A 12,695-nucleotide genomic window follows, 5' to 3' on the forward strand; every position below is an offset into this window, starting at 1 on the left:
CGGCGCCGCAATCCAGATACAAGGGAGGGGCCCAAGCGAAGCTTGGGAGGGTGAGTGGTTACACCCTTAGCCGGCTTGCCGGCGCATAATCCGCAGTCGCGTCAAGATCGTCTTCGGGCTTCGCCTACCCACTCACCCTCCCACCGCTTCGCGGCGGGCCCCTCCCTCTCTCCATGAGAGAGGGATTTTGAACGGCCGCACCCCACCCTTCTCAGTCCTTCGGAACGTCCGCTCCAAGGTCACTCCGCGGCGACGGCGAAACCCCTCACCCTCCCATCGCTGCGCGATGGGCCCCGCCCTCTCCCGTCGGGAGAGGGTTTCAGCCGCGTCAGCCCGTGTACGTAAACTTCATCGCCTCATCCGCCGCCGGCAGGCAGCTCCGATCCACCGCCTTCGTCGGATCCTGGAAGAATCCCCGGATCATCTTTCGCACGCACGGGCTGCTGCGCGAGACGCCGTGGGTGGCGTTGGTGACGATCACCACCTGCGAGCCCTCGTAGCCCTTGGACGCGGCGCGGGTCAGTTCCGGCGGGCAGCCGGGGTCGATCTCGGCGGCCAGGAACAGGGTCGGGATGGCGGTCTTGACCGGCGCCTGTTCGGCCTTGGAGATCGGGCCGACGTCGATGGCGGCGCAGACGTCGTGGATCCGCTGCATCGAGGCGACCATCAGGCGGGCGACCGGATCCTTCTCCGTGCCCTTGGCGACGTCCGCGCGGGCCTCGAAGGGAATCTCCTCCTTGCACAGGTGGGTCATGAACTGGCCCTCGCTGTAATAGTCGCGGCTCTCGACGAACTCGGCCACCGGCGAGACGTCGCCCTGGATGATCTTCCAGAGGTCCCGCGGCAGCACGCCGGCGGTGAAGTAGCTGGCGTCCATCAGATAGCCGCCCAGGTCGTCGGCCGTGTAGGTCTTGCCGTTGATGATCTGGGGCCCGGCCAGCCAGCGCTCGGCGACGACGGCCAGCTTGGCCTTCAGGTCCGGGTAGCGCTGGGCGCACTCAGCCACGACCGCGCACTTGGCCATCACGATGTCGATCGAGGTCGAGACCATGGCTGGGCCGCCGACGGTCCAGTCGGCCTCGGGCGGCCAGGGCGAGTCCTGCACCACGGCCCGTACGCCCTGGGCCGCGTGGGTCTGGATCGCCGCCTCGATCCGCGTGCCGTACGAGCCGCCGAACAGGTCGATCATCGGTAGCTTCAAGACCTGGCGCAGGTCCTGAACGTCCTTGGCGACCTCGACGGCGTTGTAGCGCGACAGGTTCACGCCCTTGGCCTGGAAGGCCTTCAGGCAGGCGACGACGCCCTCGGCGTCCGTCTGCGAGGGCGGGCCCGCGTCGGTCAGGTTGGTCCCCGGGCAATCGAGGTTGGGGCTTGACTGGCCGCCCCCGCGCTGGTCGATGAAGATCCAGTCCTGGTCGACCGCGACGTACTCGCGCGCGGCCTTGCTCTTCAGCATTCGAGGCAGGCCGGCCAGGGCCGAGCCGCCGGGGCCGCCGTGCAGATAGACCACCGGCGGCAGGCCGGCCTTCGGGGCCGAGGCCTTGACGATGGCGACCGCCACGCTGATCCGGCGGCTCTTGGGATCGCCGCGCGTCTCGTCGACGATCAGGTTCCCGCACTGGACCTTGAGATCGACGCCCTTGTAGTCGCCCGCGCAGGCGGTTGGCTTGAACTGGGGCGCGGCGGCGTGGGCGCCGCCGGCGAGGCCAAGGAAGGCGAGCACGCCGGCGGCGGCGATCCAGGACAAGCGCGGCATCGAAAAGCTCCTGCGGTTCTCATCGCATCAACACCAAGGTCGAAGCGCGCCGCAAGGCTTCCTTTGCGGCGGCTAGAACCGGTAGGCGACCGAGACGAACGCCGCCGGCTGGGTCGGATCGACCACGATCGGGCTCTTCTTGGCGTCGCCTCTCAGGCTGCTCACCGCGCCCGTCGCGCCCAAGGTCACCTTGTCGTTCAGTCGATAGCTGGCGGTCAGCGAGGCCGAGACATCCTTGAGCCCGCCGCCGGGGCGATAGGCGGCCAGGCCCGAGGCGGCCGCCTGGCGCGCGTCGATCCCGAAATAGGCGCGGTGGTAGGCGCCATCCGCCCAGGTCGCCGAGACGCTGGGGATCAGGGTCAGTCGCGAGGACATCCTGACGGGCATGGCGAGGCTTGCGTCCACCAGGGTCCCGTCGACATCGCCCGTCAGCGCCCGGGTCGCGCCGAGGCTGGCCGCCAGCCCGCCTAGGCGGGCGTCGGCGGAGATCCGCGCGCCCGCGCCGCCAGACAGCCGCCCAACGCCTTCCGGTGCGTCACGGCGGCGATAGCCCGGCACATAGGTGACCCCGGCGCCGACGCTGACGGCCGAGCCCTCCAACAGCGTGGCGCCGACGCCCCTGCGCGTGTTGACGAAGAAGCGGCCGTACTTGAGATCCAGCACCGGGAACGGGATCAGACGATAATCGTCCGCGCCCTGATAGGCGGGCGCGTACACGCCGGCCACGCCGACGACAGCGCGATTCTGATCACGATCTTGAGCCAGGGCGGGGGCCGCCGACGCGACGATCAGGCAGGACAGGGCGGCAGTCGTGGCGGCGCGGGTCATGGGCGGCTCCGGGTTCGAGCGGCCTCCGCCGCCGAGGGCAGATTGGCCACGTCCGTTGACGGGATCATATCAGTACGATCCCTGAAGCCTTTACGCATGAAACGCGCTTTTAGACGCCGAAGATCGCCGGAAATTCGGCGCCGCGCAGGTCCGCGCCGTCCAGCTTGGCGCGATCGAGATCGGCTTCCAGCAGCCGCACACGCGCGGCGCTGGCGCCGCGCAGGTCCGCGCCGCGCAACACCGCCCGGGAAAGGTCCGTGCGCAACACGCGGCCCTCGCCGATCTTCAGCGGCCCCAGCTTGGCGTTCGACAGGTCGGCGCGCGACAGCTGAGCGCCCATCAGCCGCGCGCCCCGAAGATCCGCCCCGCGCAGCTTGGCGCCGCGCAGGTCCGCTCCGACCAGATTGGCGGCCTGCAGTTGCGCGCCTTCCAGGTCCATGCCGAAGAACACGGCCTCCGGCGCGACCAGCCCGCTGAGAAGACGGTTCTTGAGCCGCCGTAACGGACGGAAGTCGACGCCCTTGGCCTTGGCCGCCTTCCCCGCGGCGCCGTGGGACCGGCAGAAGAGCTCATGGGCCTCGATCACCTCGCTGAGGGGGAGGTCGTCGATATAGATGAGCGGCGGGGGCGCGCGCAGCACCTCGCTCAGATCGGCCGCGCTCAGATCCGCGCCGCTGGTGTCCGCGCCCACCATCACGGCCCGACGCAGCGAGACCTTGGTCAGGTCGGCGCTTTGCAGATTGGCCCCCGAAAGGTCCGCGCGGTCCAGGCACGCGTTGGCCAGCTTGGCGCCCCGCAGGTTGACATGGGAGAGGTCGGCGTCCGTGAAGTCGGCTCTGCGCGCCAGGGCTCCCGACATCTGGGCGCCGCTGAGGTTGGCGCCCTGCAGCAGGGCGTAGTCCAACTCTCCGGGACGCTTGGCGTGGTCCAGGATCCGCAGGCCCTTGGTGTCGTCCTGCACGGCCGTCAGGCCCTCGCGCAGGTCGCAGCGAGAAAGGTCCGCGCCGCCCAGGTTGGAGCCGCGCAGACAGGCCCCGCGCATGTCGGCGCTGGACAGGTTGGCGTCGCGCAAGTCCGAGTCGCGCAGGTCCGCGCCGTAAAGCGTGGCCCTCACCAGCCGCGCGCCGCGCAGCGATGCTCCGCCCAGGAGCGCCCCCGTGAGGTCGGCCTCGGACAGCTCGACGCCGTCCAGGTCGTAATTGTTCAGGTTCACATAGGACAGCACGGCCCGGCGACCGGCCGGCAGGCCTTTCAGAAAGCGGCCATGCGCCTCCACCGCTTCGCGCACCACCGAAGGGTGGAGATTGCGGATCAGGCTGGGTCGGGAAGATGCGGGACGCATCGGCGCAAGGAGCGTTCTGTTCGGAGGATCGTTGAGCGCCGAACATGGTCCGCCCAGCCTTAAGGCAAGGTTCAAAACCGCGACGAAAAGTCGCGTTTGCGCCTACAGCCAGCCCTTGCGCTTGAACCACAGCAGCGGCGCGCCCGCGACCAGGACCATCAGGGCGATGGCCATCGGATAGCCCTCGATCCAGCGCAGTTCGGGCATGTGCTCGAAGTTCATGCCGTAGATGCCGGCGATCAGGGTGGGCGGCATCAGCACCACCGAGAACACCGAGAACACCTTGAAGATCGAGTTCTGCTCGATGTTGATCAGGCCCAGGGCCGCGTCGAGCAGGAAGGTGATGTTGCCGGCCAGGTAGCTGGAGTGGTCGGTGATCGACTGGACGTCGCGCTGCAGCGACTTCAGGTGATCGCGCAGCTCGCGCTCGCCGTCGAACTGCTCGGCCAGGGCGGCGAAGCTCAGCAGGCGCGCCAGGCTGACCAGGCTGTCGCGGGCCTTGGAATTGATGTTCTGGGCGCGGCCCAGGCTTTTCAGGATCTGCTCGAAGGCCGCGCCGCGCGGGCGTCCGAAGATGGCGCGCGACTGCACCTCGACCTCGGCGGCCGTGCGCTCGAGGATGTCGGCGGTGCGGTCGACGATGGCGTCCAGCAGGCCGAGGAACGTCTGCAGACCGTTGGGACAGAGGCTGGGCTGGCGCTCGGCCTGGGCCGCGAACACCGAAAAGGCGCGGGGCTCGACATAGCGGATGGTGATCAGCCGCGCGCCCGCCAGGACGAAGGTCACCGGCGCGGCGGTGGGCAGGTCCCCCTCGGCGTTGACCAGGACGGTGGCGGTCATGAAGGTCCCGCCGTCCTCCTGGTAGAGGCGCGAGGAGGCCTCGATCTCGGCCATCTCTTCCCGGGTGGGCAGCAAGAGGCCGATCGACTGCTCGACGGCCACTTCCTCGGCGCGGGTGGGGTCGACCAGCTCGATCCAGACCGTGTCCGCGGGTACGCGCCAGTCCGGGGACACGCCGCCCGCCTCGAAACCGGGCGCGCCGTGACGGAGGATTCTCAGCATGGACGCCGCCCTTCAAGCCCGCCGCCGAGCAGGCTCGCCCCTTTGGAGACGCAGGCGTCGCGCGAGGTCTGGAAGGCCTCGCGCAAAGCGCTGCGGGTCGGGTGTGCCCCGCCCCGCGCTTCAGGTCAACGCGGCGCGTTCTGCTTGTTGGCGTCGGTGGTCGACGAAGAGCCGCCGCCCGTGGCGGCCTCGATCAGGGCGGCGATACGATCGGTCGAATCGGCGGCCTGGCTGATGATGTCCAGCGGCGAGGCGCGAACCGACGAAGCCACCTGATTGGCGGCCTGCTTGGCGGCCGACACGACGGCGTTCTGGGCCATGGCGATCTTGCTGGTGGCCATGGCGATCTTCATCGCCTGGGCGTCCTGATAGATGAAGCCGTTGGTCGGATAGACCGTGTTGCCGAGGTCGCGGATCGGGTCGTACCAGACCTTGACCTGGCTCCAGTCGCCATTGGCGGAGACGTCGACGACGGTGACGTCCTTTTCGATCTGGCCGCGATCGCCCTCGATGACGGACCAGTTGGCGTGGGTGACCTGGATGACGCGGTCGGTGAGCACCTGGCTCACGAAGGCGACATGGCCCAGGTTCATCCGGGCGGTCGGCTTGAAGGAAAGGACCGAGCCGATCTTCGGCACCGAACCGGTTTCGTACTTGCCGGCGGCCTGCGACCACCAGGTGCGGGCGTCGCCGAAGATCTGGATGCCGGACATCAGGCGCGCGAAAGGAACGCACTGCCAATAGCCGTCGGCGGTTGCCACCGCCGGCGCCAGGCTGATCATGGCGGCAGCGGCCAGGGAACCCAGGAGGGCCCTCGTCCGTTTCGTCATGCTGTGGGTACTCCCCGCGTTACTGGGTTAAGGGATAACCTTCCCATGGACGTGTGAAAAGAGTCTTTATGTCGCAGATGTCACCCGCGAGCGGCGCCATTTGATGGAGGGCGAGGAAGTTTCAGCGTCGCTCGACGCCCCTTCCGGCTCGACATGCGAACGCTGTTCACCAGCTTCTCCGGCCTCGACCGCAATCAAGACCGCGCCGGAAATTTCGACGTCATCTCCACCGATACTGGACACCCCGACTTCCGTCCTTTCCACCGCGAGTTCGCGTCGCTCGGTGACCTGGAAGACTGACAGCTGATCTCATCGGCGTCCTTGATCATCTTAAAGATCCAAGATGAAATGACGGCTCAAAAATGGTCTCGAAAGCAGACGGCTGCGACCAAAAAAACCACGTTGATCAATTGATCGGCGTCGCGGCGCGCGGGCCCGGAAAAGCCCCGCCGAATCGTTGACCGCGGCGGCGCGGGCGCCGGTTGGTTTTTTGCCCTCGCCGGTCTCGACAAGAACGGTGTTCGCCCCCATCTCATGGCGTTAGACGGTTTCGCGCGGGGAGGCGCGGAGCCACATCCTTTGTGGGGATTGATGAACGAAATACTCAGCCTGCTCGCCGACCCAGCCGCCTGGGCCGCGTTGGTCACGCTTGTCGTCATGGAAGTCGTCCTGGGGATCGACAACCTCGTCTTCATCTCAATTCTGTCCAACAAGCTGCCGCCCGAGCATCGCCAGAGGGTGCGCCGGATCGGTATCTCGCTGGCGCTGATCATGCGCCTGGTGCTGCTGTCGACCATCGCCTTCATCGTCGGCCTGACCGCTCCGGTCTTCAACCTGGGGATCACCGGTCCAATGGGATCGCATGGCGAGCCGGGCTTCGAGACCGCCTTCTCGTGGCGTGACCTGATCCTGATCGCCGGCGGCGCCTTCCTGATCTGGAAGGCGACCAAGGAGATCCACCACACCGTGGATCCCGACAAGAGCGACGACATGCTGGAGAAGGACAAGGCCAGCGTCGTGATCTCCAACGTCGGCGCCGCGATCTTCCAGATCATCCTGCTGGACCTGGTGTTCTCGATCGACTCGATCCTGACCGCCGTGGGCATGACCGATCACCTGCCGATCATGGTCGCGGCCGTGATTATCGCCGTCACGGTGATGCTGCTGGCCGCCGACCCGCTGGCCAACTTCATCAACAACAATCCGACCGTCGTGATGCTGGCGCTCGGCTTCCTGCTGATGATCGGCACCGTGCTGATCGCCGAGGGCTTCGGCGCCCATGTGCCGAAGGGCTACATCTACACCGCCATGGCCTTCTCGGCCGGGGTCGAGGGCCTGAACATGCTGGCCCGGAAACGCGACGCCAAGAAAGCCGGATAGGCGACCCTAGGCCGTCAAGAAGGGGCCCCTGGAGAGGATCTCCAGGGGCCTTTTTTGTTTGCCCCCGTAGCCCCCGCGCTCGGAACGGGCGCCGCGGATCTTCAGGTTCAGAGGAAGCTGTAGGGGTCGACGTCGATGACCACCCGCACCGAGTTCGGGATCTTGGCCCGCGCCCGCCAGGCGGCCATGAAACCCTGCAGGTCGACGTTGCGTTCGGCGCGGACCAGGAACCGCTTGCGGCGCCGTCCGCGCACCAGCGACAGCGGCGCGTCGGCGGGGCCGAACACCTCGACCCCCTCGGCGTTGGGGATCACCGCCGCCAGCGCCTCGACATAGGCCTCGAGCGCCGCGGCGTCGGGCCCCGAGGCGATCAGGGCCGCCAGTCGCCCGAACGGCGGCAGGCCCGCCTCCTGGCGCATGGCCATCTCGGCCTCGACGAAGGCGTCCCGGTCCTGCGCCGCCAGGGCCTGCATCACCGCGTGGTCCGGCGCATAGGTCTGCAGCAGGGCCCGCCCCGGCTTCTCGTGGCGCCCCGCGCGCCCCGCGGCCTGGGCCAGAAGCTGGAAGGTCCGCTCACCGGCCCGCAGGTCGCCGCCGCGCAGGGAAAGGTCAGCGTCCACCACGCCCACCAGGGTCAGGTTCGGGAAGTTGTGGCCCTTGGCGGCCGCCTGGGTCGCCACCAGGATGTCGATCTCGCCCGCCGCCATGCTGGCCACCAGCGCCTTGGCGGCCTCGGCGTCCATCACCGTGTCGGACGAGAACACCGCCACCCGGGCGTCGGGGAAGATGTGCCGCGCCTCCTCCTCGACCCGCTCGACGCCCGGGCCGATCGAGACCAGCGAGTCCTTGGCCCCGCAGTGGGGGCAGGCCTCGGGCTTCTTCATCGAAAAACCGGTCAGGTGACAGACGAGCCGTCCGGTGTAGCGGTGCTCGACCAGCCAGCTGTCGGTGTCGGGCGACTTCATCTTCTCGCCGCAGGCCCGGCACAGGACCAGGGGAGCATAGCCGCGCCGGTTCAGGAACAGCATGGCCTGCTCGCCGCGCTGCAGGGTCACGGCCATGGCCTTGATCAGCGGCGGCGACAGCCAGCGGCCGGGCTCCGGCGGCGTCTGGCGCATGTCGATCAGGCCGATGTCGGGCAGCTGCGCCGCCCCGTGGCGCGCCGACAGCCGCAGCCAGCGATAGCGGCCGATCTGGGCGTTGTAGAGACTCTCCAGAGACGGCGTGGCCGAGGCCAGCAGCACGCTCGCCCCCTCGATCTTGGCGCGGGCGACGGCCAGGTCGCGAGCCTGGTAGATGAAGCCCTCCTCCTGCTTGAACGAGCCGTCGTGCTCCTCGTCGACGACCAGCAGGCGCAGCTTGCGGAACGGCAGGAACAGGGCCGAGCGGGCGCCAACGACGATGCGGGCGTTCCCGCTGGCCACGGCCTCCCAGACCTGCCGACGGCGCGGCGGCGAGACGCCCGAATGCCACTCGGCCGGAACCGCGCCGAACCGCTGTTCGAAGCGGGCCATCACGGCCTGGGTCAGGGCGATCTCGGGCAGCAGCACCAGGACCTGGGCCTCGGGATCCTTCAGCGCCTCGGCCACCGCCTCCAGATAGACCTCGGTCTTGCCCGAGCCGGTCACCCCGTCCAGCAGCGCCGCCTGGAAGCCGCCGGCGTCCAGCATCTCCTTCAGCACCGCGACGCAGGCGGCCTGGCCGGGATTGAGCGCGCGCGGCGGCAGGGAGAGATCGGGCTGGGGCAAGCCGCGCTCGGGCTCGACGAAGTCGATCGCCAGAGCGCCCTCGTCCAGGAGGCCCTTCACGACGCCGGTCGAGACGCCCGCGGCCGAGGCCAGGGCCCCGCTCGACAGCTTCGTCCCCTCGGCGGCGGCCAGCACCTTCAGCCGCGCCGGGGTCATCCGCGCGGGCTGGACGCCGGTCAGCACCAGCACCTTGTCAGGCTTGGGCGGCGGATGGCGCAGGCCGCGCAGGGCCATGGCCAGGGGCCAGCCGGGAACATCGACCGAATAGCGCGCCGCCCATTCGACGAAGGTCAGCACGCCCGGCGGCAGGGGTGGATCGTCCACCTTGCCCTGCACCACCTTCAGCGGCCGGTTGCCGCCCGTCCCATCGCGCAGGGCCGTGACCACGCCCCGGATCACGCGCGGCCCCAGCGGCACGGCGACGTGGTCGCCGACGGCCAGGTCCAGCCCTTCCGGCTCGGCGTAGTCGAAGGCCTCCGGCAAGGGCATCGGCAGCAGGACGGAAGCGATACGCGGCATGGCCAGACGCTTCTGCCGCGAAACGCTCCCCAGGTCGAGAGCTCGCACGGCGCCGCTTATCAAGACCCCGTTAACCGTCTTGGGGCTTCATCGACCCGTCATTTCACCAGACTCGGGGCACCCATGAGCGACGCGACTCGCGCGGCCAAGAAGACGACGGTCGACGCCGACAGCGTCCGGGCGTTCCTGCGCACCCAGCCGCAGTTCCTGCGTCAGGACGAGGACCTGCTGGGCGAGCTGGGCCTGAAGGTCGACGCCAGCAACGTTCTGGACTTCGGCCCGGCGGCCCTGGCCAAGGTGGCCGCCGCCCACAAGCGCGAGGCCCTGGCCCGTCAGACGATCGAGGCCAACGCCCGCGCCAACTACTCGGCCCAGGCCCAGACCCACGCCGCGGTGATCGACATGCTCGACGCCCGTAACCACTCCGACCTCGCCCGCCGCGTGGACGAGCTGTCGGTGTTGCGTTTTGGCCTCGCGGCCGGCGTCATCGCGCTGGAGGGTCCGAACCGCGTCCCCGCCGGCTGGCGCGCTCTCGCCGAGGGCCAGGCCGACATGCTGGTCGGCGACGCGCCGATCGCCCGCATGGGCTTCTTCGCGCCCGCCCTGCCGCTGTTTGGCGACAAGGCCGAGCTGATCCGCAGCATGGCCCTGGTGCGCATGGCGATCTGGGAGCCGCGCCGCGAGGCGGTGCTGGCCTTCGGCTCGACCGATCCCGAGGCCTTCATGCCCGACATGGGCACCGAGCTCGTGAACTTCCTGGGCCGGGTGGTCGAACGCACCGCCGAACGCTGGCCGGTCCTGTGACGGCTCGCCAGGCCCTCGCCGCCTGGCTGGACCACCTGACGCTGGAGCGCCGGGCCTCGCCGCGCACGGTGCGGGCCTATGGCGACAACGTCCTGGCCTATCTGAATTTCCTGGAGGCCCACCGGGGCGAGGCGCTGAGCGTCGGCGCCCTGGGCGAGATCTCCGCCGCCGACCTGCGCGGCTACCTCGCCTTTCGTCGCCAGGGGGAGGACGCCCTGGCGCCGCGCTCGATCTCGCAGGCCCTGTCCTCGATCCGCGCCTTCCATCGCTATGTCGACCAGCGTCATGGCGTGGCCAACGCCGCCATCGGCCTGGTGCGCGGCCCGCGCCTGAAGATCGGCCTGCCCCGCCCCGTGTCCGAGGACCAGGCGCGCGACCTGATCGCCGAGGCCTCGGGCGACGCCGAGCGCGAGCCGTGGGAAACCGCCCGCGACGCGGCGGTGCTGACCCTGCTGTGGGGCTGCGGCCTGCGGATTTCCGAGGCCCTGTCCCTGACCTGGAGCGACGTCCCGCTGGGGGCTGCGCTGCGCATCACCGGCAAGGGCGGCAAGACCCGCATCGCCCCCGTGCTGGACGCCGTGCGCGAGGCGATCGCGGTCTATGCCGACGAGCTGCCGTTCGTCCTCGGGCCCGATGAACCGCTGTTCCGGGCCAAGCGCGGCGGCCCGCTATCGCCGCGCCATGTCCAGGGTCTGGTCCAGACCCTGCGGGGACGCCTGGGCCTCTCAGACCGGGTGACGCCGCACGCCTTTCGCCACGCCTTCGCCACGCACCTGCTGGGCGCGGGCGCAGACCTGCGGACGATCCAGGAGCTCCTGGGTCATGCTTCGCTGTCCACGACCCAGCGCTACACCCAGGTGGACGCCGCGGGCCTGCTGGCGGCCTACCAAGCGGCGCATCCCAAGGCCTGAAAGCCACACCTTACGTAAGGTTATCTGCGACAGACTGTCGCGTTAACCAGCCAGGCCGGTGAAATTAACCGCGATTTTACGGCAGGCAGAGCTTCGTCCTCGCGAGAAACGCGCTTTCCGCCCTTGCGGAAGACGCAGCCCCCGAGAGGCTATCATGAAGTTCGACGATCTGAAGATTTCGACCAAAGTCGCCCTGCCCGCCGTGATCCTGACGGTGGTGGCGCTGGCGATCGTGGGCATGGGCGCCTGGCAGGCGCGCCAAGCCGAGGAGGCGACCCAGGTGCTGGTCGAACAGCGCGCGCCGGCCGAACTGGCGGCCGCTCGCTTCAATCGTCGGGTGACCGGGATCGGCTACGGCGCCTATCGCACGGTGTCGTACGACGGGAGCTCGCCCGAGGCCAAGGCCGCCAGCGATGACGTCGATAAAGCCTACCAGGAAGGCAAGAAGTACCTCGCCGCCATCAAGGAGGCGGACCCCACCTCGGCCAAGCAGGTCGCAGACTTCTCCGCACGCCTGGAAAAAATCTACACCAACGCGCGCCAAGGCGCCGACATGGGCCTGCAGAACGCCAATGAGGCGGCGGTCATGATCATGGCGATCATCGACCCGGACATCACCAGCCTGAACGAGGACGTCAACAATTTCGTCTCGGTCCACTCGAAGGAGACCGATGCGATGGTGGAAGCCACCCTCAAGCAGGCGACCACCAACACGATCATCTCTGTCCTGTTCGGCGTGATCGCGGCCGGTTCGGCCCTGCTGCTCGCCCTGTGGATCGGTTCGCGCAAAATCGCCGCCCCGCTGAACGCGACCGCCAAGACCATGGAAGTCCTTGCGGGCGGCTCGGTCGACGTCGAGGTCAAGGGCGCCGATCGCAAGGACGAAGTCGGCGCCATGGCCCGCTCGGTCCAGGTGTTCAAGGACAACGCCGTGGCCCTGCGCACGGCCGAGGCCGCCCAGGCTCGCGCCAATTCCGAGGCCGAGGCCGAGCGCCGCCGCAATCAGGAAATGGCCGAAGCCGCCGCCAAGGAGCAGGCCGCGGTCATGGAAATCATCGCCGCCGGCCTGAACCGCCTGGCCGAGGGCGACCTGACCTACCGCCTGGATCAGGACATCCCCGAAAGCTACAAGCGCCTGCAAACCGACTTCAATGGCGCGGTGACGCAGCTGGAAGAGACGATGCGCACCATCGTCCACGCCGCCAGCAGCATCGGCGCCGGCTCGGACGAGATCGCCTCGGCCTCCGACGACCTGTCGCGTCGCACCGAGCAGCAGGCCGCCAGCCTGGAAGAAACCGCCGCCGCCCTGGACGAGATCACCGCCACCGTGCGCCGCTCGTCGGCTGGCGCCCAGGAAGCCGCCAAGGTCGTGGGCTCGACCCGCGGCGACGCCGAACGCTCCAGCGTGGTCGTTCGCAACGCCGTCGACGCCATGAACGAGATCGAGAAGTCGTCGCAGGAGATCAGCCAGATCATCGGCGTGATCGACGAGATCGCCTTCCAGACCAACCTGCT

The 12,695-nt window shown here is 68.9% G+C and carries 11 protein-coding genes; 5 read left to right on the plus strand and 6 right to left on the minus strand.

Translation table 11 applies throughout. The features are described from left to right. Positions 1–328: 328 nt before the first annotated feature. The 5 genes from AX690_RS00440 to AX690_RS00460 form a co-directional block, all read right to left on the minus strand. The gene (locus tag AX690_RS00440; protein WP_066730171.1) at positions 329–1,756 is read right to left on the minus strand and encodes an alpha/beta hydrolase; all 1,428 of its coding nucleotides are present in this window, start codon (positions 1,754–1,756) and stop codon (positions 329–331) included. Positions 1,757–1,828: 72 nt separating this feature from the next. Then, positions 1,829–2,584 carry a MipA/OmpV family protein gene (locus AX690_RS00445; RefSeq protein WP_066730172.1) on the minus strand — a complete coding sequence of 252 codons (756 nt, stop codon included), beginning with the start codon at positions 2,582–2,584 and terminating at the stop codon, positions 1,829–1,831. 109 nt (positions 2,585–2,693) lie between these two features. Continuing rightward, entirely contained in the window at positions 2,694–3,926 is a 1,233-nt protein-coding gene (locus AX690_RS00450; RefSeq protein WP_066730173.1) for a pentapeptide repeat-containing protein, read from the minus strand. A 102-nt stretch (positions 3,927–4,028) separates the two neighbouring features. Then, positions 4,029–4,988, minus strand: coding sequence for a magnesium transporter CorA family protein (locus tag AX690_RS00455; protein WP_066730174.1), 960 nt, complete (start codon positions 4,986–4,988; stop codon positions 4,029–4,031). Between the two features lie 125 nt (positions 4,989–5,113). Then, positions 5,114–5,818 (minus strand): CHAP domain-containing protein, encoded by a 705-nt coding sequence (locus tag AX690_RS00460; RefSeq protein ID WP_066730175.1) that lies wholly within the window; start codon positions 5,816–5,818, stop codon positions 5,114–5,116. 153 nt (positions 5,819–5,971) lie between these two features. On the opposite strand from AX690_RS00460, the gene AX690_RS22565 reads away from it, so the two are divergent. Both AX690_RS22565 and AX690_RS00465 read left to right on the plus strand, forming a co-directional pair. Beyond that, positions 5,972–6,118 (plus strand): hypothetical protein, encoded by a 147-nt coding sequence (locus tag AX690_RS22565; protein WP_156449506.1) that lies wholly within the window; start codon positions 5,972–5,974, stop codon positions 6,116–6,118. A gap of 291 nt (positions 6,119–6,409) precedes the next feature. Further along, positions 6,410–7,198, plus strand: a complete 789-nt coding sequence (locus tag AX690_RS00465) for a TerC family protein (protein WP_066730176.1) — start codon at positions 6,410–6,412, stop codon at positions 7,196–7,198. A gap of 107 nt (positions 7,199–7,305) precedes the next feature. Here the strand turns inward: AX690_RS00465 and AX690_RS00470 are convergent, their stop codons facing one another. Next, positions 7,306–9,465 (minus strand): primosomal protein N', encoded by a 2,160-nt coding sequence (locus tag AX690_RS00470; protein WP_066730177.1) that lies wholly within the window; start codon positions 9,463–9,465, stop codon positions 7,306–7,308. A 123-nt stretch (positions 9,466–9,588) separates the two neighbouring features. On the opposite strand from AX690_RS00470, the gene AX690_RS00475 reads away from it, so the two are divergent. The 3 genes from AX690_RS00475 to AX690_RS00485 form a co-directional block, all read left to right on the plus strand. After that, positions 9,589–10,269 carry a DUF484 family protein gene (locus AX690_RS00475; RefSeq protein WP_066730178.1) on the plus strand — a complete coding sequence of 227 codons (681 nt, stop codon included), beginning with the start codon at positions 9,589–9,591 and terminating at the stop codon, positions 10,267–10,269. Beyond that, entirely contained in the window at positions 10,266–11,180 is a 915-nt protein-coding gene (locus tag AX690_RS00480) for a tyrosine recombinase XerC (RefSeq protein ID WP_082769413.1), read from the plus strand. Before AX690_RS00475 ends, AX690_RS00480 begins: the two co-directional genes overlap by 4 nt. Positions 11,181–11,334: 154 nt before the next feature. After that, positions 11,335–12,695 (plus strand): methyl-accepting chemotaxis protein (locus tag AX690_RS00485; protein ID WP_066730180.1); only part of this gene is annotated, 1,361 nt, incomplete at its 3' end.

Origin of the sequence: Caulobacter sp. CCH9-E1 (assembly GCF_001556515.1) — a bacterium.
In the GTDB taxonomy this organism is placed as follows: Bacteria; Pseudomonadota; Alphaproteobacteria; order Caulobacterales; family Caulobacteraceae; genus Caulobacter.

Excerpts from the sequence above, each read along its gene's own strand:
- AX690_RS00450 (WP_066730173.1), bottom strand. The coding sequence starts at position 3,926 with ATGCGTCCCGCATCTTCCCGACCCAGCCTGATCCGCAATCTCCACCCT.
- AX690_RS00475 (WP_066730178.1), top strand. The coding sequence starts at position 9,589 with ATGAGCGACGCGACTCGCGCGGCCAAGAAGACGACGGTCGACGCCGAC.
- AX690_RS00440 (WP_066730171.1), bottom strand. The coding sequence starts at position 1,756 with ATGCCGCGCTTGTCCTGGATCGCCGCCGCCGGCGTGCTCGCCTTCCTT.
- AX690_RS00465 (WP_066730176.1), top strand. The coding sequence starts at position 6,410 with ATGAACGAAATACTCAGCCTGCTCGCCGACCCAGCCGCCTGGGCCGCG.
- AX690_RS00460 (WP_066730175.1), bottom strand. The coding sequence starts at position 5,818 with ATGACGAAACGGACGAGGGCCCTCCTGGGTTCCCTGGCCGCTGCCGCC.
- AX690_RS00455 (WP_066730174.1), bottom strand. The coding sequence starts at position 4,988 with ATGCTGAGAATCCTCCGTCACGGCGCGCCCGGTTTCGAGGCGGGCGGC.
- AX690_RS22565 (WP_156449506.1), top strand. The coding sequence starts at position 5,972 with ATGCGAACGCTGTTCACCAGCTTCTCCGGCCTCGACCGCAATCAAGAC.
- AX690_RS00470 (WP_066730177.1), bottom strand. The coding sequence starts at position 9,465 with ATGCCGCGTATCGCTTCCGTCCTGCTGCCGATGCCCTTGCCGGAGGCC.
- AX690_RS00445 (WP_066730172.1), bottom strand. The coding sequence starts at position 2,584 with ATGACCCGCGCCGCCACGACTGCCGCCCTGTCCTGCCTGATCGTCGCG.